At 65.0% G+C, this 19,079-nt stretch carries 16 protein-coding genes and 1 pseudogene; 12 read left to right on the top strand and 5 right to left on the bottom strand.

Features of this window, described 5'->3' with window-relative positions:
* Positions 1–323 precede the first annotated feature (323 nt).
* Positions 324–1,265: a KPN_02809 family neutral zinc metallopeptidase gene (gene ypfJ / locus EAV90_RS21930; RefSeq protein WP_129144645.1), complete on the top strand. Its 942-nt coding sequence runs from the start codon at positions 324–326 to the stop codon at positions 1,263–1,265.
* A gap of 160 nt (positions 1,266–1,425) precedes the next feature.
* The gene (gene moaB / locus EAV90_RS21925) at positions 1,426–1,989 is read left to right on the top strand and encodes a molybdenum cofactor biosynthesis protein B (RefSeq protein WP_122404809.1); all 564 of its coding nucleotides are present in this window, start codon (positions 1,426–1,428) and stop codon (positions 1,987–1,989) included.
* A 319-nt stretch (positions 1,990–2,308) separates the two neighbouring features.
* On the opposite strand, the gene EAV90_RS21920 is transcribed toward moaB, so the two are convergent.
* Both EAV90_RS21920 and EAV90_RS21915 read right to left on the bottom strand, forming a co-directional pair.
* Entirely contained in the window at positions 2,309–3,250 is a 942-nt protein-coding gene (locus EAV90_RS21920; protein ID WP_122404808.1) for a bifunctional helix-turn-helix transcriptional regulator/GNAT family N-acetyltransferase, read from the bottom strand.
* Between the two features lie 55 nt (positions 3,251–3,305).
* The gene (locus EAV90_RS21915) at positions 3,306–3,881 is read right to left on the bottom strand and encodes a glycosyltransferase family protein (RefSeq protein WP_122404807.1); all 576 of its coding nucleotides are present in this window, start codon (positions 3,879–3,881) and stop codon (positions 3,306–3,308) included.
* A gap of 326 nt (positions 3,882–4,207) precedes the next feature.
* Here EAV90_RS21915 and EAV90_RS21910 point away from each other — a divergent pair, with 326 nt between their 5' ends.
* Complete coding sequence (locus EAV90_RS21910) at positions 4,208–5,047, top strand: RMD1 family protein (protein WP_122404806.1); 840 nt, start codon at positions 4,208–4,210, stop codon at positions 5,045–5,047.
* Between the two features lie 127 nt (positions 5,048–5,174).
* On the opposite strand, the gene EAV90_RS21905 is transcribed toward EAV90_RS21910, so the two are convergent.
* Together EAV90_RS21905 and EAV90_RS21900 are read right to left on the bottom strand one after the other, a co-directional pair.
* Positions 5,175–6,395, bottom strand: coding sequence for an acetate/propionate family kinase (locus tag EAV90_RS21905; protein WP_122404805.1), 1,221 nt, complete (start codon positions 6,393–6,395; stop codon positions 5,175–5,177).
* A 2-nt stretch (positions 6,396–6,397) separates the two neighbouring features.
* Positions 6,398–8,812: a phosphoketolase family protein gene (locus EAV90_RS21900; protein ID WP_164937054.1), complete on the bottom strand. Its 2,415-nt coding sequence runs from the start codon at positions 8,810–8,812 to the stop codon at positions 6,398–6,400.
* Positions 8,813–9,022: 210 nt separating this feature from the next.
* Between EAV90_RS21900 and EAV90_RS21895 the strand changes: the two genes are divergently transcribed.
* The 4 genes from EAV90_RS21895 to EAV90_RS21880 all read left to right on the top strand — a co-directional run bounded on the left by EAV90_RS21895 (position 9,023) and on the right by EAV90_RS21880 (position 13,330).
* A complete protein-coding gene (locus EAV90_RS21895; protein ID WP_122404803.1) occupies positions 9,023–10,186 on the top strand; it encodes a PA0069 family radical SAM protein in 1,164 nt (387 codons plus the stop codon).
* 24 nt (positions 10,187–10,210) lie between these two features.
* Positions 10,211–10,666 carry a VOC family protein gene (locus tag EAV90_RS21890; RefSeq protein WP_122404802.1) on the top strand — a complete coding sequence of 152 codons (456 nt, stop codon included), beginning with the start codon at positions 10,211–10,213 and terminating at the stop codon, positions 10,664–10,666.
* Between the two features lie 78 nt (positions 10,667–10,744).
* Positions 10,745–11,602, top strand: coding sequence for a ribonuclease HII (gene rnhB, locus EAV90_RS21885; protein ID WP_122406820.1), 858 nt, complete (start codon positions 10,745–10,747; stop codon positions 11,600–11,602).
* 219 nt (positions 11,603–11,821) lie between these two features.
* Positions 11,822–13,330, top strand: coding sequence for a glycosyltransferase family 39 protein (locus tag EAV90_RS21880; protein WP_122404801.1), 1,509 nt, complete (start codon positions 11,822–11,824; stop codon positions 13,328–13,330).
* 125 nt (positions 13,331–13,455) lie between these two features.
* Here the strand turns inward: EAV90_RS21880 and EAV90_RS21875 are convergent, their stop codons facing one another.
* Positions 13,456–14,259, bottom strand: coding sequence for a uracil-DNA glycosylase (locus tag EAV90_RS21875; protein ID WP_122404800.1), 804 nt, complete (start codon positions 14,257–14,259; stop codon positions 13,456–13,458).
* A gap of 135 nt (positions 14,260–14,394) precedes the next feature.
* Between EAV90_RS21875 and EAV90_RS21870 the strand changes: the two genes are divergently transcribed.
* The 5 genes and pseudogenes from EAV90_RS21870 to EAV90_RS21860 all read left to right on the top strand — a co-directional run bounded on the left by EAV90_RS21870 (position 14,395) and on the right by EAV90_RS21860 (position 19,037).
* Positions 14,395–16,056, top strand: coding sequence for an electron transfer flavoprotein-ubiquinone oxidoreductase (locus EAV90_RS21870; protein ID WP_129144643.1), 1,662 nt, complete (start codon positions 14,395–14,397; stop codon positions 16,054–16,056).
* A gap of 276 nt (positions 16,057–16,332) precedes the next feature.
* Positions 16,333–17,688 (top strand): annotated as a pseudogene (locus EAV90_RS21865) (tetratricopeptide repeat protein); the annotation flags it as partial.
* Positions 17,649–17,861 carry a hypothetical protein gene (locus tag EAV90_RS41740; protein WP_376707277.1) on the top strand — a complete coding sequence of 71 codons (213 nt, stop codon included), beginning with the start codon at positions 17,649–17,651 and terminating at the stop codon, positions 17,859–17,861. The pseudogene EAV90_RS21865 and the gene EAV90_RS41740, both read left to right, overlap by 40 nt.
* On the top strand, positions 17,767–18,123 hold the full coding sequence (locus EAV90_RS41735; protein WP_407194488.1) for a tetratricopeptide repeat protein: 357 nt from the start codon (positions 17,767–17,769) through the stop codon (positions 18,121–18,123). The genes EAV90_RS41740 and EAV90_RS41735 overlap by 95 nt, the downstream gene beginning before the upstream one ends.
* Before the next feature lie 29 nt (positions 18,124–18,152).
* Positions 18,153–19,037, top strand: a complete 885-nt coding sequence (locus tag EAV90_RS21860) for a 4-(cytidine 5'-diphospho)-2-C-methyl-D-erythritol kinase (RefSeq protein WP_162500401.1) — start codon at positions 18,153–18,155, stop codon at positions 19,035–19,037.
* The last annotated feature ends 42 nt before the right edge of the window (positions 19,038–19,079 follow it).

Genomic DNA, 19,079 nt, shown 5'->3' with positions numbered 1-19,079 from the left:
TAACCCGCTACTTTTGTGAGCAGGCCGTGCATCGCCGCTTGTGCGCGTGTTGTCGCGCGCATGCGCCTTGTTTTACAGTGTATTTCGCGTTTGCTCGGCTCGCGGCCGCAATCATGGCTGCAAGATGGCTGCAAATTTCCCTCGGAAAAAATTGCTCGACCCTCGGAAAAAATTGCTGGCACCGACATGCTGTCGCACTAGGCAATTTTTGCCGGCCACGATATTGATAAACGCAACGGAAATTTTACGTGTGTGGCGCGTTGAGCTTTCGCACCATTGTGCGCCGTCGAAACTGAATCAGGGACCCCAGAGGAAAGGCCGCCATGCGCTACGATGACTTCCGCCGCAGCGACGACATCGAGGATCGTCGCGATGAGGGTGGTGGCTTTGGCGGCGGTGGAGGAGGCGGGTTCGGTCTGCCGATGGGCGGCGGCGGGCTCGGCATCGGCACCATCATCGTGCTCGGCCTGATCGGCTATGCCTTCGGCATCGACCCGCGCATCCTGATCGGCGGCGCCGAGATCCTCAGCGGCGGCGGCCATGCGCCGACCTACCAGACCGACCGTCAGGCGTCCTCGGGCAAGCGCGGCGCGCCGACCGACGAGATGGGCAGCATGATCTCCGGCATCCTCGGCGAGATCGACGACCGCTGGAGCGAGATCTTCCAGGCCAGCGGTCAGTCCTATACCGGTCCGAAGATCGTGCTGTTCCGCAACGCCACCAATGGTGGCCGCTGCGGCATGGCGCAGTCGGCGATGGGGCCGTTCTACTGTCCACCTGATCGCACCATCTTCCTCGACACTTCGTTCTTCCGCGAGGTCGAGACGCGCTTCCGCGGCTGCTCCGGCAAGTCGGCGTGCAATTTCACCACCGCCTACATCATCGCCCATGAGGCCGGCCATCACATCCAGAACCTGCTCGGCATCATTCCGCGCGTGACGCGGCTGCAGCAGCAGGCCGGCTCGAAGGCCGAGGCGAATGCGCTTCAGGTGAAGGTCGAGTTGCAGGCGGATTGTCTCTCCGGCGTGTGGGTCAATCGCGAGGCGAAGAAGCGTCCGAACTTCCTCGAGCCCGGCGACATCGACGCCGCGCTGACCACGGCGAGCGCGATCGGCGACGACACGCTGCAGCGCCAGGCCACGGGCCGCGTCGTGCCTGACTCCTTCACCCACGGCTCGGCGGCGCAGCGCAAGCAGTGGTTCATGACCGGCTACCAGCAGGGCACGGTCCAGGCTTGCAACACATTCGGTGCGGGAGCGTTGTAATTCTCGACACCTTGCCCCGGACGCAGCGCAGCGCTTCTTCAGCGGTGCGCTGCAGAGCCGGGGGCCCACAATGCCGGTCTCCCAAGTCTCCGAACTGGGCCCCGGCTCTGCGGCGCGGCGCTGATGCGCCGCACCTTGTCCGGGACACGAAAGACGCAACATGACCTCCATCGACGAAACAAAGCAGTTCATCCCGCTGAATATCGCGGTGCTCACCGTGTCCGACACGCGCGCGCTTGCGGATGACAAGTCCGGCCAGACCCTGGTCGACCGTCTCCTGGCTGCGGGCCATCATCTCGCCGCGCGCGAGATCGTCACCGACGACGTCGAGGCGATCCGTGCCGTCATCCGCCGCTGGATTGCCGATAGCGGCATTGACGTCGTCATCACCACCGGCGGCACCGGCTTTACGGGACGCGACGTGACGCCGGAGGCGATCGAGCCGCTGTTCGAGAAGCGCATGGACGGTTTCTCGATCGCGTTCCACATGCTGAGCCACGCCAAGATCGGGACGTCGACGATCCAGAGCCGTGCCACCGCCGGCGTTGCGGGCGCGACCTACATCTTCTGCCTGCCGGGTTCGCCCGGCGCCTGCCGCGACGGCTGGGACGGCATCCTCGCAGCCCAGCTCGACTACCGCACGCGCCCCTGCAATTTCGTCGAGATCATGCCGCGGCTGGACGAGCATTTGCGCCGCCCGAAGGCGCAAGGCGCGACGGTGTGATGATTGTTGCTTGAATGCTGAGCTAAATGCTGAGCTAAAGCATGATCCGGAAAAGTGCGAAGCGGTTTTCCGGAAAGATCACGCGCAAACAATAACCTAGAGCGCGATGACGATTCATCCAAATCTCATCGCGCTTTAGGGGCGGACCGCTTCCTTCTGCGCTTGTGGGAGAAGGTGGCGCGAAGCGCCGGATGAGGGGTATCCATCCGCATCGGTGAGATATCCCTCACCCGAGCGAGCTTGTGTTTGCTAGTTGACATGCCCTCTCCCGCAAGGGGAAGAGGGCACAGCAACGCGCATCTCGCTCGCTGCGAGATCGTCAGAGATCCCGTTCCCACGTTTCCCCAATCAAATCTTGCCCGAAGCTGTGATGCGGCTCGGTCGCGACCAGGTTGAATCCCGCACTCTTGTAGATCCCGCGCGCGGCGACCAGGATGCTCTGCGTCCACAGAGTCATCTTGCTGTAGCCCCTCTCGCGGGCGCCCTGGATGCATTGCTCGACCAGTGCGCGGCCGACACCGAGTCCGCGTGCTTTCTTCTCCACCTGCAACAGGCGCAGCTTCGCAATCTCGTCCGTGGCCTTGACCAGAAAGATCGAGCCGATCGGCTCGCCTTCCATTTCCGCGATCCAGCAGTGCTCGCGCGCGGCGTCGTAGTTCTTGATGAACTGTGCGCAGATCTCGGCGACCAGCGCCTCGTAGCTGATGTCCCAGTTGTAGTCCGCGGCATAGGCGGCGCCTTGCCGTGAGATGACCCAGCCCATGTCGCCGACGCGATGGCTGCGCAGCACGAAAGCCGCGGGCCGGCTTCGACGCTGCCCCAGCACCGCCTCGATGGTTGCCATGGCCTGCGTGAGCCGCGTTGCATCGTCGGCCGAAAGCTGAGCCAGCATCGCAGCGACCTCGTTTTGCGAGCTCAGGTTCAGCTTGGCGAAAGCCTGGCGGCCCTTGGCGGTGAGGCTGAGCTGGTATTGCCTACGATCCGCGGCCAGGGGTGTTCGCGTGATCAGCCCTTTTTCGTCAAAGCTCTGGACGATGCGGCTGAGATAGCCGGGGTCGAGACCAAGCTCGTTTCCGATTTCTTTTGCCGCAAGGTCGTCGCGATGCGCCAGTTCATAAAGAACGCGCGCCTCGCTGAGCGAAAACGGGGTCTTGCCAAGGTGCTGGTCGAGCACGCCGAGCTTGCGGGTATAGAAGCGGTTGAAGGCGCGGACCGCTGCGATGTGGTCGTCGGAGACCTGTTCGGTCGATTTGGACAGCATGGGATCACCTCGATATTTGCCATTGTCAATTAATTATTTGACGTTGGCAAGTATCTCAGCCGACCATGACGATCCGACTGCGCAGCATGGTCCGGGACGACCGGCCGAGCCGCCGGAGCAGCCGCGCTTCGGAATGGCGGGCGTGGGGCGGGTAGCCGCCGATCCGGTCGTAATGCTCACGCGCGATCAACAGCCCTTGATCGCCGAGTGGACCGACGAGCTTGCGCGCCACGGCCCAGAGAATGTCGCGCAATGCGGTATTTGCGTAGGGCGAACGCGCATAGCGGAACACCGCCGCCCGATCCCGGCCGCTGGTGGCGACGGCCTGGATGAACTGGGTGGTCTCCTCGATCCAGCCGGTTTCCAGCACGGCGCCTGCAGGCAGGAACATGAGCCATGGCGATCGGGCCTGCCGTGCGCCGGCGGCGAGCGCGGCGCCTTGCGAAGATCCCTCGAACCCGATGAAACGGCAGCCCGCCACGTCGGCAACGCGCTCGATGACACCGTTGCGAGTGCCGTCGACCAGCAGAACCTCACGGATGACACCGGCGGCGGCGCCGGGGACCAGCGCGGCCAGGGTTGCGACCGCCGTCTGCTCGACACCGTCGGTCGGAATGATGACGCTCAGCATGATTGAGGCTTCAGGGTCGGCACTTCGGGAGAAGCGTAGCGTTCTAATGATGTTGTCATAAACCCGTAGCGTTGCCGAGTGCAACTTTCCGGCGGCGCTTCGGCATGCGATGGTAAACCCGCAGCCAGTCATCGCAGCCAAATGTGTCATGTGCGGGGTGGAAATATTGCCGAATGTTTCGGCACAAGCTGATTCCGGCGGTATTAAACCGAAGCTTCATGGCGAGATTCGCTGCGCGCGGGCAGTCGGTCCCTCTCAGAGGAGACTTCAGCTTGCAAGAAAGGGCGAATGAAGATGTGCGATCTCGGTCCCGGGAGAGGCCTCACATGAACGCCGATCAACCCGCCGTCAGCATGGTGCCAACGTCGCCGAAGCAGGGGACTGCGCCGACCTTGCGGATCCGCGCGCTGATGCTCGGCGAGCGCATCAATGCTTCCAGCCTGGAGATCGGCACGCTGGTGTCCTCGACGCCGGCCGCCTTCCGCGTCCATGCCGGCCTTGCCGCAATCTTCCGCTACGGCGTCGTGGTGCTGATCGGGCTGCTTCCGTCCGAGGAGAAGGTCCTCGTCGATAATCTGAAGTCGCGTGTGACCGGAGAGCTCAGCCCGTACGAGGAGGAGATCGCACAGGTGCAGCTCTGCAACGATGAGGCCGCCGAGACGATCCAGCCGGGCGGGCCGATCTGCCTCGCCAAATTCTCCGACGACCGGCTGCTGCTGGTCGCGGATGCGCTCGCCAAGAGCACGTCGCTGGCGCGCGACGAGCGCCGCGTCGCCGCGGTCTTCGACGTGATCGAGCCGTTCGCACGGGAGCTCGCCGAAGGCGGCCGCACACCGCGCCGGCGCAAGGGCATTCTGCAATTGATCGGTAATGCACTGCTGGTGCAGCAGCGCGTCGCGGGCCGCGTCGCGGTCGCCGAGAAGCCCGACGTCCTCTGGGAGAAGCCAGAGCTCGATCGGCTCTATTCCCGTCTCGAGGACGAGTACGAGTTGAAGGAGCGCCTCGACACGCTCGAGCGCAAGCTCACCGCGGTGTCGGAGACCGCCAACGCACTGACCGACATCATCGACACCCAGCGCTCGCTCCGCCTGGAGATCGCGGTCGTGGTCCTAATCGTGATCGAGGTCGCGATCGGGTGTTTTCAGATATGGTCGGGGACTCATTAGTGCTCGATGAATTTATCCGCGAGCGAGATGCGCGTGACTGTGCCCTCGCCCCTTGTGGGAGAGGGCAGCGATACCAGGAGACACAAATTCGTTCGGGGTGAGGGGTCTGGCTCCGCGAACTCATTGCTTATGCGAACGCGGACAGAACGCTTCGCCCACCTGGAGTCGCCATCGCTCGCAGCACCCTTGCGCAGTGCCGTGCGATCGTCAGTTCCTCATTCGTTGGAACGACGAACACCTCGACGCTGCCATCGCCCCGGCTGATGCACTCGCGTGCGGCATCATTCGCAGCAGCATCGATGCGCACGCCCATCCAGGCGAGACACTCGCCGATCGCGCCGCGGATCTCCTTGGCATGCTCGCCGATGCCGCCGGTGAAGATCAGACCGTCCAGCCCTTCGAGCGTGGTCGACATCATCGCAATCCCCTGCGCCGCACGGAAGACGAAGAGATCGACCGCCTCTCGCGCCGCAGCCTCGCCGCTCGCCAGCAGCGTGCGCATGTCCGCGGAGGTGCCGGAGACGCCGAAGAGGCCTGACTCGTGATAGAGCAGGTGTTGGACCTCCTCGACCGACATGTTCTCGTGTTGCTGCAGATAGAGCAGCACGCCGGGATCGATCGTGCCGCAGCGCGTGCCCATCACGAGGCCGTCGAGCGGCGTCAGCCCCATCGTGGTGTCGACGCTGCGGCCATTGCGCAATGCGCAGAGGCTGGCGCCGTTGCCGAGATGCGCGATGACGATGCGCCTCGCCGTGAGCTCCGGCGCGATCTCGGCCAGGCGTCCTGCGACATATTCGAAAGACAGGCCGTGGAAGCCGTAACGCCTGACGCCACGCGCCTCGAAGCGCCTGGGAATGGCGAAGCGGCTCGCCGGCGGCGCGAGGCCGTGGTGGAAGGCGGTATCGAAACACGCGATCTGCGTCAGCCCGGGCCGGAGCGCCGCGAGCGTGCGGACTGGCGCAAGGCAGCGCGGCTGGTGCAGCGGGGCCAGCGGTGTCAACGCCTGCAGCTTCGCGGTGAGATCGTCCGTCAGGACGACAGGGCCTGAATAATCCGGCCCGCCGTGAACGATGCGATGGCCGACGGCACGGAGGCTGCGTTCGCCGAACCGGTCCTCGACGAAGGCGAGCACGTCGGCGAACAGATGACCGTCCTCGGCATCCGATGCGTCTCTCCGCGTCTCGACCAGGTCCTCCCCCGCGGCGCTCCTCACGATGAGCCGGGGTTTTGCCTCGTGTTCGTCGAGCTGGCCCTTGCACAGCAGGATGGGATCGGCCGCCGCAATCTCGAACAGGCCGAACTTGATGCTCGACGATCCCGAATTGAGGGCGAGGACCGTGTTCGACATGGCTAGTCGCCGGCTTCGGCCGGCGTGTTGCCGCCGGCGCTGTTCGGCCAGACCCAGTCGCGGATCTCAGGCATATCCTCGCCATGCTCGCGGATGTAGCGGGAGTGCTCGATCAGTCTGTCGCGGAATCGCTGCTTCACTTGTGCGGCCCTGGTCGCGAGCCCGGGCACGCGCTCGATCGCCTCGATGGCGAGGTGGTAGCGATCGAGCTCGTTGAGAACGACCATATCGAAGGGCGTCGTCGTGGTGCCTTCCTCGGCAAAGCCGCGCACATGCATGCCGGCATGATTGGTGCGGTTATAGGTCAGCCGGTGAATGAGATGAGGGTAGCCGTGATAGGCGAAGATCACCGGCTTGTCGCGCGTGAACAGGCTGTCGAAGTCGCGGTCGGACAGGCCGTGCGGATGCTGCTCCTTGGGTTGCAGCGTCATGAGGTCGACGACGTTGACGACGCGGATCTTCAGATCCGGCAGTGCCTTGCGCAAGAGATCGACGGCGGCGAGCGTCTCCAATGTCGGCACGTCGCCGGCGCAGGCCATCACCACGTCGGGCTCCTCCTTTTCGTCCTCCGTTCCGGCCCAGGTCCAGATGCCGATGCCGGCATCGCAGTGTGTCGCCGCGTCCTGCATCGACAGCCATTGCGGCGCCGGCTGCTTGCCGGCGACGATCACGTTGATGCGGTTGTAGGTGCGCAGGCAATGGTCGGCGATCCACAGCAGCGTGTTGGCATCCGGCGGGAAGTAGATGCGGACGATGTCGGACTTCTTGTTGGCGACAAGGTCGACGAAACCGGGGTCCTGATGGCTGAAGCCGTTATGGTCCTGCCGCCAGACATGCGAGGTCAGAAGATAGTTGAGCGAGGCGATCGGGCGCCGCCACGGCAGGTCGCGCGTAACCTTCAGCCATTTGGCATGCTGGTTGAACATGGAATCCACGATGTGGATGAAGGCTTCGTAGCAGGAGAAGAAGCCGTGCCGTCCGGTCAGCAGATAGCCTTCCAGCCAGCCCTGGCAGAGATGCTCGCTCAAGACTTCCATCACGCGCCCATCCTGCGCGAGATGCACGTCGTAAGGCTCGATCGGTTCCATCCAGACGCGTTCGGTCGCTTCGAACACGGCGTCTAACCGGTTCGACGCCGTCTCGTCCGGGCCCGCGATGCGGAAATTGCGTTGTTGCGCATTGAGGCGAATGACGTCGCGCAGGAATTTGCCGAGCTCGCGCGTCGCTTCCGCCACGGTGCCGCCGGGCTGCGGCACCTCGATTGCGAAGCTGCGAAAGTCGGGCAGCTTCAGCTCTTTCTTCAGGAGGCCGCCATTGGCATGTGGATTGGCGCCCATGCGCCTGACGCCTTCGGGCGCGAGCGCCTGGAGCTCGGGAATGAGCGCGCCGTTCGCGTCGAACAGCTTTTCGGGCTCATAGCTGCGCATCCAGTGTTCGAGCAGCTTGAGGTGCGCCGGGTTCTCGCGGCAGCTCGCGACGGGCACTTGATGCGCGCGCCAAAAACCCTCGACCTTCTTGCCGTCGACTTCCTTCGGGCCAGTCCAGCCCTTCGGGCTGCGCAGCACGATCATCGGCCAGCGCGGCCGCCCGACGCTCGTGCGCCCGTCACGGGCGTGCTGCTGGATCGAGCGGATACTGGCGAGCGCGACATCGAGCGCATCCGCCATGGCGTGGTGCATCAATTTGGGATCATCGCCCGCAACGAACAGCGGCTCATGGCCGAACCCATGGAAGAGATCGCGGATCTCCGCATCTTGCATCCGCCCGAGCACGGTCGGATTTGCGATCTTGTAGCCGTTGAGATGCAGGATCGGCAGCACCGCGCCGTCATGGGCCGGGTTCAGGAACTTGTTCGAATGCCAGGACGCAGCTAACGGGCCGGTTTCCGCCTCGCCGTCGCCGACGACGCAGGCGACGATCAAATCGGGGTTGTCGAATGCCGCGCCATAGGCGTGCACCAGCGCGTAGCCGAGTTCGCCGCCTTCGTGGATCGAGCCCGGCGTCTCCGGCGCCGCATGGCTCGGAATGCCGCCGGGGAAGGAGAACTGCCTGAACAGCTTGCGCAATCCGTCGGTATCCCGCGCGATGTCGGGATAGATCTCGCTGTAGCTGCCTTCGAGGTAGGTGTTGGCGACCATGCCCGGTCCACCATGGCCGGGACCGCAGACATAGATCACGTTGAGGTCCAGCGCGCGGATGACGCGGTTGAGATGGGCGTAGATGAAGTTCAGGCCGGGCGTCGTGCCCCAATGGCCGAGCAAACGCGGCTTGATGTGCTCGGGTCGTAACGGCTCGCGCAGCAGCGGATTATCGAGCAGGTAGATCTGCCCGACGGAGAGGTAGTTGGCGGCGCGCCAATAGCGATCGAGCAGACCGAGGTCGCTGCTCGCGGCGGCCGTTTTTTGTTGAATTGTCATGTTCCTGTCGGCTTTCACCCAGCGATCGTCACCAACTTTGTTCCGGCGCGATCGATCCCTGTGCGGGATCAAACGAAATCGTCGCGACCGGCGTGTTGCGTGATGTCAAAGGCGCGCGCCCGAAATTTGGGTGGCTACTTTGCATGGGGTTGTTTTCGCGTTTTTTGTTCTTGTTCTTGATTTGTTCCGTTTGCGTGCTATGTTGGGCTCATGAGTCGAGCATCCTCTCGTGCCCTCAAGCACCCGCCGGTCACGGCGCCCTCCGAGCCGGCGGGTGCGCCTTCAGATTTCCCCGAGCTTGGCGTCGCCATCGACCGCGCGCGCCGGCGAGGGCGGGGAGCACAATCCAATGCCACCGGCCGCTACGAGGCCGAGGCGCGCGTCGCTTTCGATGACGGCTGGCAGAGCCTGGAAGAGCTGCCGCCGTTCAGGACCACGGTCGGTGTCGACACCTCGCGCAAGGTCATCACCCGGAACGACTCCCCCGACATCGGCTTCGACCGCTCGATCAATCCGTATCGCGGCTGCGAGCATGGCTGTGTCTATTGCTTCGCGAGGCCGACACATGCCTATCTCGGCCTCTCGCCGGGGCTGGACTTCGAGTCAAAACTGTTCGCGAAGCCTGAGGCACCTTCGCTGCTGGAGAAGGAGCTCGCCGCACCCGGCTACGAGCCGCGGATGATCGCGATCGGCACCAACACCGATCCCTATCAGCCGATCGAACGCGAGCGAAAGATCATGCGCGGCATCCTCGAGGTGCTGGAACGCGCTAGCCATCCGGTCGGCATCGTCACCAAGTCGGCGCTGGTCGTGCGCGACATCGACATTCTCGCGCGGATGGCCAAGCGCAACCTCGCCAAGGTCGCGATATCCGTCACCTCGCTCGACCCGAAGCTGGCGCGCACCATGGAGCCGCGGGCCTCGACACCACCGAGGCGGCTGGAGGCGCTGAAGCAGCTCTCTGATGCCGGCATTCCCACCACGGTGATGGTTGCGCCCGTGATTCCGGCGCTGAACGATTCCGAGATCGAACGAATCCTCGATGCCGCCGCCCACGCCGGCGTCAAGGAGGCCTCGTACGTGCTGCTGCGGTTGCCGCTGGAGGTCCGCGATCTCTTCCGCGAATGGCTGATGGCGAACTATCCGGACCGCTACCGCCACGTCTTCACCCTGATCCGCGACATGCGCGGCGGACGCGACTACGATGCGAAATGGGGCGAGCGGATGAAGGGCACCGGCCCGATGGCCTGGACCATCGGCCGCCGCTTCGAGATCGCCTGCGACAGACTCGGCCTCAACAAGCGGCGCTCCAAGCTGACGACGGACCACTTTGCGCGGCCGAAGCGGAACGGCGACCAGCTCAGCCTGTTCTGACCGGACAAACGGAAGAGGCATAGCGTGGTTAAGGAACTCGCCGTGCCGGTGCCACGACTGACCGTCATTACGTTGGGTGTCAGCGACATCCGCGCGAGTATCGCGTTTTACGACGCACTCGGCTTCTCGCGCCGCCTGAAGGCGACCGGCGAGGCGGTCGCCTTCTACGACACCGGAGGTCCGGTGCTCGCGCTTTATCATTGGGATCGGCTCGCGGCCGACGCATCGGTGCCTGACCGGCCGAGGCCCACGACCTTTCGTGGCACCACGCTCGCCTGGAATTGCGCGACGCGCGGGGAGGTCGATCAGGTGCTGGCCTTCGCCATCGGGAAGGGAGCCGCCTTGCTGAAGGCGGCGCACGAGACCGATTACGGTGGCTATTGCGGCTATTTTGCTGATCCCGACGGCCATGTCTGGGAGGTCGTGGTCGCGCCTGGCATCGAGGTGGGCGAGGACCGACGGGTGCATCTGGCGGAATAGGGGCGGCCAGCCTGAATAACGGGAATTATCCTGGGTTCCAGGTTGCGCTGGCGAAGCCCCTTGCGCACGATCCCGGCCATGATTCGGGACAAGTCCGCCAAGAATCCAGCCAAAGACGCGCCCAAGAAGCAGGCCGCGAAGAAGGCCGCGCCTGACAAGGCGGTCAAGACGCCTGCGGCTGGCGCTCCGCAGGTTGCTGCCGGCAAGAAAGGTATCATTGCCATTGCTCCCCCCAGCTTTCGTCGCGAGCGCGCGTTGATCAAGCGCGGCGTCTGGCCGGTCGCCGGTTGCGACGAGGCCGGCCGCGGCCCGCTCGCCGGCCCCGTGGTGGCGGCGGCGGTGATTCTCGATCCCGACCGCATTCCGCGCGGCATCGATGATTCCAAGCGCCTGACCGCCGAGGAGCGCGAAAAACTGTTCGACAAGATCTGCGCCACCGCGCAGGTCTCGGTTGTCGTCGCCTCGCCCGCGCGCATCGACCGCGACAACATCCTGCGCGCCTCGCTATGGGCGCTGAAGCGCGCCGTGGTGGCACTGCCCGAGACGCCCAGGCACGTCTTCGTCGACGGCCGCGACCGGCTCGACACGGAATGCGATTGCGAGGCGGTGATCGGCGGCGACGGCATCGTGCTGTCGATCGCCGCGGCATCCATTGTCGCCAAGGTTACCCGCGACCGGCTGATGTGCGCGCTGGCGCAGGACTGCCCCGGCTACGGCTTCGAGCAGCACAAGGGCTATGCCGTCCCCGAACATCTCGAGGCGCTCGACCGTCTCGGCCCGTCCATCCATCACCGCAGCTTCTTCGCCCCCGTCGCCGCCGCCCGCGCCAAGCACATGCCTTGGACCGTCGCGCCGGAGCGGGACTTGTTCTCGGTGACCGAGGTCGAGGTACAGATGGACGCGCAAATTGAGATCGACGGATCGGCAACTCTCTAGGACGACGGCCCCGCCGCACCCTCATCCGTCATGGCCCGGCTTGATCCGGCCATCCGCGTGTGGATCTTCGGGCCTTCGCCGCGCCGGCTTCGACCGCGCAGGCGGGATAAGCCCGGGCATGACGAGCACACCAAAGTTGCCACGACGCGCAGCGCCCATTATCAAATCGAATGTGAGCGAATAGGGCCGGCTGGACTGGCTGCATCATTCGGACGTTGCATGCGGTTTACCTCCCTGGTCATCGAGCTCATTCGCGCCCGGCCGCGGCTGATCGTATGGATCGCCGTGCTGCTTCAGGCGGCGATGTGGCTGTTCGTGGCGCTGGTGTTCTACCGCAGCCCGCCCGGCACTCTTGCGACGCTGCTGGCCTTCGGCCGCGAGTACCAGGTCGGCACCGACCTCGGCCCGCCGCTGCCGGTCTGGCTCGCCGACATCGCCTATCGCGCGGCCGGCGGTCATATGTTCGGCGTCTATGTGCTTGCCGAGGTGTGCGAGATCGCGACCTTCATCGCGCTCTTTCATCTGTCTCGCGCCGTGGTCGGCTCCCAGCACGCGGTGCTCGCCGTGCTCCTGACCATGACCGCGCTGGCGTTCTCCTCGTCCGCGCTCGACTTCGGGCCGCTGGTCCTGGCGCGGCCGCTCTGGGCGCTATTGCTGCTGCACTCCTGGCAGATCATCGGCCAGCGCCGCGGCAATGCCTGGTTCGCCTGGTCGATCGAAGCGGGACTCTTGCTGCTGACGACGCCTGCGGCGATCTTTCTCCTCCTGCTGATCATCATCTTCGCGATCTCGACCGCAGCCGGGCGCAGGACGCTGCGCGGGCTCGATCCGCTGTTTGCACTGATCGTCGTCGCCGTGCTGGCGCTGCCCTATGCGGTCTGGCTGATGCGCGCCGAGACGTTGACGCTGCCGGCCTTGCCGCAAGTCACCGAGCTCAGCGCCCGCGCGCTGCATGCGGCCTGGCTGCTCGGAGGATTGGTGCTCGGGGCGGCGACGATTCCGGCGCTGACCTTTCTCAATACCGGGCTGTTCGCCGACAAGGGCGAGGAGCCGCCGATCATCTATCGCCCGCCGGTCGAGCCGCTCGCGCGCAGCTTCGTCTACTTCTTCGCGCTGGCTCTGCCACTCGGCGCGGTGCTGATCTCCGGCTTGATGGGGCTCGACTCCGTCGTCGGCGGCGCCGGTGTCGTGCTGGTCATGTCGGGGCTCGCCGCGGTCGTCGCGGCCGGCGATCTCATCGCGATGCGCCGCGCGCGGATGCTGCGCATGGTCTGGGCTGCCGCCGTCGTCGCACCCGCCGCCGGTGTGGTGCTCGCCGTGCTGTTCCTGCCCTGGACCGGTGCCAACGAGATTGCGACCTCGATGCCGGCGCGTGCGATCTCAGACTTCTTCGACGAGAGCTTTGCCCGCCGCACCAACCATCGCTTGCGTGCCGTCGCCGGCGAGCCCCAGCTCGCCAGCCTGATCGCACTGCATTCCGGCCGGCCGCATCTCTTCATCGACGCCGATCCGGCACGCACGCCGTGGATGAATCGGTCCAAGTTCAGCGAAACTGGCGGCGTCGTGGTCTGGCGCGCCTCCGATACCGCCGGAACCCCGCCGCCGGACATCCTCAAGCGCTTCCCCGGCATCGTGCCTGAAGTCCCGCGCGCCTTCGAATGGCTGGTGACGGGCCGCCAGCCGCTGCTGCGCATCGGCTGGGCCATCGTGCGGCCGAAGGGGACGTGAGGTGCTCTCTCCGCCGTCATTGCGCGGAGCCCTTGCGACGAAGCAATCCAGAGTCTCTCTCCGGAAAGATTCTGGATTTGCTTCGCTGCGCTCGCAATGACGGGGAGAGAGCGTTCTGCCCCTCGCTATCCCGACAGCACCTTCGCGACTGCGCGCAAATCCTGCCAGGCCAGCCGCTTGTATGACGGCGAGCGCAACAGATAGGCCGGATGGAAGGTCGGCAGCGCGCGGATGGTGCGTGCGCCGGTGTCATAATCGAACCAGCGCCCGCGGGTGCGCATGATGCCTTCGCGCGTTCCCAGCAGCGTCTGGGTCGAGGGATTGCCGAGCGTCACCAGCACATCCGGGTTCACCAGCTCGATCTGGCGCTGGATGAAGGGCAGGCAGATCTGCGTCTCCTGCGGCGTCGGCGTGCGGTTGCCGGGCGGCCGCCAGGGAATGACGTTGGCGATGTAGGCTGTGGTGCGGTTGAGCCCTATGGCCCCCATCATCAGATCGAGCAGCTTGCCGCTGCGCCCGACGAAGGGCAGTCCCTCGATGTCCTCGTCGCGCCCTGGCGCCTCGCCGACGAACATAATGCGCGCCTTGGGATTGCCGTCGGCGAACACCAGCCGTGTCGCGGTGTGCTTCAGCGCGCAGCCCTCGAAAGTTTGCATCAACTCGCGCAATGCCTCCAGCGTCGGGGCGGTGCGCGCGGCCTCACGCGCCGAGGCGATGGCGACGTCCGGTGCAGGCGCGGCTTCACCACGTATGACCGCGGGCGCGGCGACCGGCCGCGGCGCCTCGAGCGGTGCCGTGCGCGCGGAAGGTGGCGGAGCGTCGATTTCCGCCAGGCGGTCTATCGGTTCCTCCGCAAGCGCGCAGTCGACACCGGCCTCCAGATAGAAGGCGAGCAGCTCTCGGACGGTGGGTGCGGGTTCGGGGATCATGGGAAAGTCTGACTTTTATATCACCTTGGATGGCCTTGCATCCCGGCGGAACGCGATTCCGAGGTTGTCCTACCCGGAAAAATCGGAAACAAGAGGGCGCAAACGACCGAGGACCGTCTCAAGGGCTGAGATCAGATGAGCACCGAAGAACTTCCCCCGCGCGAATCCATGGAATTCGACGTCGTCATTGTCGGCGCCGGCCCCTCGGGTCTGTCGGCCGCGATCCGGCTGAAGCAACTCAATGCCGATCTCAATGTGGTCGTGGTGGAGAAGGGCTCCGAGGTCGGCGCACATATTCTCTCGGGCGCGGTGATCGACCCGGCCGGACTCGACAAGCTCATTCCGGACTGGCGGGAGGATGCCGACTGCCCGCTGAAGACGCAGGTCAAGGACGACCGCTTCTACTGGATGACGGGCGGCGGCGCGATCAAGCTGCCGAATTTCATGATGCCGCCGCTGATGGACAATCATCACTGCTATATCGGCTCGCTCGGCAATGTCTGCCGCTGGCTGGCGCGCAAGGCCGAGGCGCTCGGCGTCGAGATCTATCCGGGCTTTGCCGCGGCCGAGGTGCTCTACGACGAGGGGGGCAAGGTCAGGGGCATCGCCACCGGCGACATGGGAATCGGCCGCGACGGCAAGCCGAAGGATTCCTTTACCCGCGGTATGGAATTGCTCGGCAAGTACACGCTGTTTGCCGAAGGCGCCCGAGGCAGCCTGACCAAGCAGCTCATCAACAAATTCGCACTCGACGCCAAGGCTGAGCCGCCAAAATTCGGCATCGGCCTCAAGGAGGTTTGGCAGATCGATCCCGCCAAGCACCAGAAGGGCTTGATCCAGCATTCGTTCGGCTGGCCGCTCGACATGAAGACCGGCGGCGGCTCGTTCCTGTACCATTACGACGACAATCTCGTCGCTGTCGGCTTCGTCGTGCACCTCAATTACGACGATCCCTATCTGTCCCCGTTCGACGAATTCCAGCGCTTCAAGACCCATCCCTCGATCCGCGGCACCTTCGAAGGCGCCAAGCGGCTCGCTTATGGCGCGCGCGCCATCACCGAGGGCGGCTATCAGTCGGTGCCGAAGCTGAGCTTCCCCGGGGGCGCGCTGATCGGTTGCGCGGCCGGGTTCGTCAACGTGCCGCGCATCAAGGGCGTGCACAACGCGATGGGCACCGGCATGCTCGCCGCCGAGCACGTCGCAGCCGCGATTGCCGCCGATCGCGCCAATGACGAACTCGTCGAATACGAGAATGCCTGGCGCACGTCGTCGGTCGGCAAGGATTTGTTCCTGGTCCGCAACGTCAAGCCGCTGTGGTCGAAGTTCGGCACCGTGCTCGGCGTCGCGCTGGGCGGCTTCGACATGTGGTGCAACACGCTGTTCGGCGGCTCGCTGTTCGGCACCCAGTCGCACCTCAAGCCCGACCGCGCCACGCTCGATCCTGCCAAGAGCCGCGCGCCCAGGAATTACCCGAAGCCCGATGGCAAGATCACCTTCGACAAGTTGTCCTCGGTGTTTTTGTCCAACACCAATCACGAGGAGGACCAGCCGATCCATCTGAAGGTGGCGGACATGAACCTCCAGAAGGCCTCCGAGCATGACGTCTTCGCCGGCCCCTCGAATCGCTACTGCCCGGCCGGCGTCTATGAATGGATCGAGGAGGGGGCGGGCCCGCGCTTCCAGATCAATGCCCAGAACTGCGTCCACTGCAAAACCTGCGACGTGAAGGATCCCAACGGCAACATCACCTGGGTTCCCCCGGAGGGCGGCGGCGGCCCGAACTACGAGGCGATGTAAGGGCGGGCTCACTGGTGATCTGACGCACGTTCGCGTGAGAACCCGGCCGCGGCCACCCGCCGCGGCCACGATAAGGCCATAGTAGCGGCGTCTTGGGGCGCGGGTGGCCGGTTTGGGGCGTGCGGAGGCGATCGTCCGGTCCGAATCCTTGCGGCGAAGCGCCAAAAGCGGCATTGTCGGCCTGACGGTTCCGGGTCCCGATGCCACCGGCCGCGTTCGCATGCGATACGGCCTTCTGCTGCAAACCCAGGCAATACCAACTCAAGGCGAGCCCTGATGTTTTCAAATCGTTTCAACCGCTGGACTGCTGCCGCCATCGTCCTCACCGCGATCACGACGGTCCCCGGCGCGGTGCTGGCGCAGACGCCGGATCATCCGGAGAGCACGGCGGCGCAGTTTCCGACCCGAAACGATCTGAAGTCGCTGACCGGTGCCGGCAGCTATCTCGCCGCGCGCCACGCCAGCGTCGAGCGTGACGCGGCGTCCGCCGCCGCATTCTACCGTTCGGCGCTCCGCACCGATCCGAAGAACAACGAGCTGCTCGACCGTGCCTTCATCTCCTCGGTCGCGGACGGCGACATCGACGAGGCGGTCAAGCTGGCCGAGCGCATCCTCACCATCGACAAGACCAACCGTGTCGCGCGTCTCGTCGTCGGCGTGCATGATCTCAAGCTGAAGAAGTACCCTGCTGCGCAGACCAATATCAACCAGTCGATCCGCGGTCCGATCACCGATCTCGTCGCCACGCTGCTGTCGGGCTGGGCCGCCTATGGTGCGGGCGATGCCAAGGGTGGTGTCGCCGCCATCGACAAGCTGGCAGGTCCGGAATGGTATCCGCTGTTCAAGGACCTTCATGCGGGCATGATCCTGGAGCTCTCCGGCAAGGAGAAGGACGCCGGCACCCGCTTCGAGCGCGCCTACAAGCTCGATGATTCCATGCTGCGCGTGACCGAGGCCTATGCGCGCTGGCTGTCGCGCAACAAGGATTCCACCGCCGCGACCAATGTCTACCTGGCCTTCGACAAGAAGCTCGCGCGTCATCCGCTGATCCAGGAAGGTCTGCGCGAGACCAAGGCCGGCAAGAAGATGCCGCCGCTCGTGGATTCCGCGCAGGCCGGCGCCGCCGAAGCGCTCTATGGCATCGGCGCGACGCTGACCCGCCGCGGCGGCGAGGATCTGGCGCTGGTCTATCTCCAGCTCTCGCTCTACCTGCAGCCGAGCCATCCGCTGGCACTGCTCTCGCTCGCCGATCTCTACGAATCGGTGAAGCGGCCGCAGATGGCGATCAAGGTCTATGAGCGCGTGCCCGCGTCCTCGCCGCTCAAGCGCAACGCCCAGATTCAGCTCGCCATCGATCTCGACTCCGCCGACCGCACCGACGAGGCGATCAAGATCCTCAAGGGCGTCACCACGGAGGATCCCAAGGACCTCGAAGCCATCATGGCGCTCGGCAACATCGAGCGCGGCCGCAAGAAGTTCGGCGACTGCGGCGCGACCTACTCGCAAGGCATCGACGTGCTGCCGGCCGGCAACGACAAGGCCAACAGCGTCTGGTACTACTATCGCGGCATCTGCGAGGAGCGCTCCAAGCAGTGGGCCAAGGCCGAAGCCGACATGAAGAAGGCGCTCGAGCTGCAGCCCGACCAGCCGCACGTGCTCAACTATCTTGGCTATTCCTGGATCGACCAGGGCATCAATCTCGACGAGGGCATGAAGATGATCAAGCGCGCCGTCGAGCAGCGTCCCGACGACGGCTATATCGTCGATTCGCTCGGCTGGGCCTATTACCGCATCGGCAATTATGAGGAGGCGGTGAAGAACCTCGAGCGCGCGATCGATCTCAAGCCCGAGGATCCCACCATCAACGACCACCTCGGCGATGCCTATTGGCGCGTCGGCCGCACGCTGGAAGCCAAGTTCCAGTGGTCGCATGCGCGCGATCTCAAGCCCGAGCCGGAAGAGCTGCCGAAGATCGAGGCCAAGATCGCCAATGGCCTCACCGAGGATAATTCCAACTCTTCCGCGGCGCAGGCCGAGAAGAAGAAGGACGACGGCAAGGGCGGCTGAGATCTGGGGCAAGTTGGGGGCTGTCGCCGATGCCGGCGTTGATTGAAGAAGGGCGGGCGAAGGTCAATTTGAGCCTTCGCGTCATCGGCCGTCGTGCCGACGGCTATCATGATCTCGAAAGCGTGGTTGCGTTCGCCGACTGTGCCGACAGGCTCACGCTGGAGCCCGACGGCGAGCTGAAGCTCACCACCACCGGGCCGCTGGCTGCGGCTTGCGGCGACACTGCTGACAATCTCGTGCTCAAGGCCGCCAAGCTTCTGGCCGAGGCTGTCCCTGGCCTGAAGCTCGGCGCCTTCTCGCTCGACAAGGTGCTTCCGGTTGCCGCCGGCATCGGCGGCGGCTCAGCGGATGCCGCAGCGGCGCTGCGGCTCCTCGCGCGTCTCAATGATCTATCGCTCGATGATCCCCGCGTTCAGAAAGTCGCGCTCGCGACCGGCGCCGACGTGCCGGTGTGCCTCCTCTCGCGCGCCTGCGACATGACCGGCGTCGGCGAGCAGCTGTTGCCGCTCGCGCTGCCGAGCATGCCCTGCGTCTTGGTCAATCCGCGCGTGCCGGTTGCCACCAAGGACGTGTTCCAGGCGCTGGGCCTGCGCAACGGCGAGCTTCTGGTTGGCGCTACCTCGGTCCTCGAAGCGCCGGCGTGGCCGGAGGAGGGGGCCTCGATCGCCGATTGGGTCGAGGTTCTCGAAACGGTCGCCAATGACCTCGAAGCGCCGGCGATGCGCATCGAGCCTGTCATCGGCGAGGTGCTGGACGCCTTGCGTACGTCCGCCGGCGTCAAGCTCGCCCGGATGTCCGGCTCCGGCGCGACGTGCTTTGCGATCTACGGCGCACCGGTCGAGACGCACGCCGCCGCCGAAAAGATCCGCCGCGATCACCCCGGCTGGTGGGTGCATGCGGGGACGTTGAGCTAGCTCTGTTCGTCATAGCGAGCGTAGCGAAGCAATCCAAATCTC

Source organism: Bradyrhizobium vignae, from assembly GCF_004114425.1.
GTDB classification, from domain to species: Bacteria; Pseudomonadota; Alphaproteobacteria; order Rhizobiales; family Xanthobacteraceae; genus Bradyrhizobium; species Bradyrhizobium vignae.
This window is presented reverse-complemented; position numbering and strand designations above follow the sequence as displayed.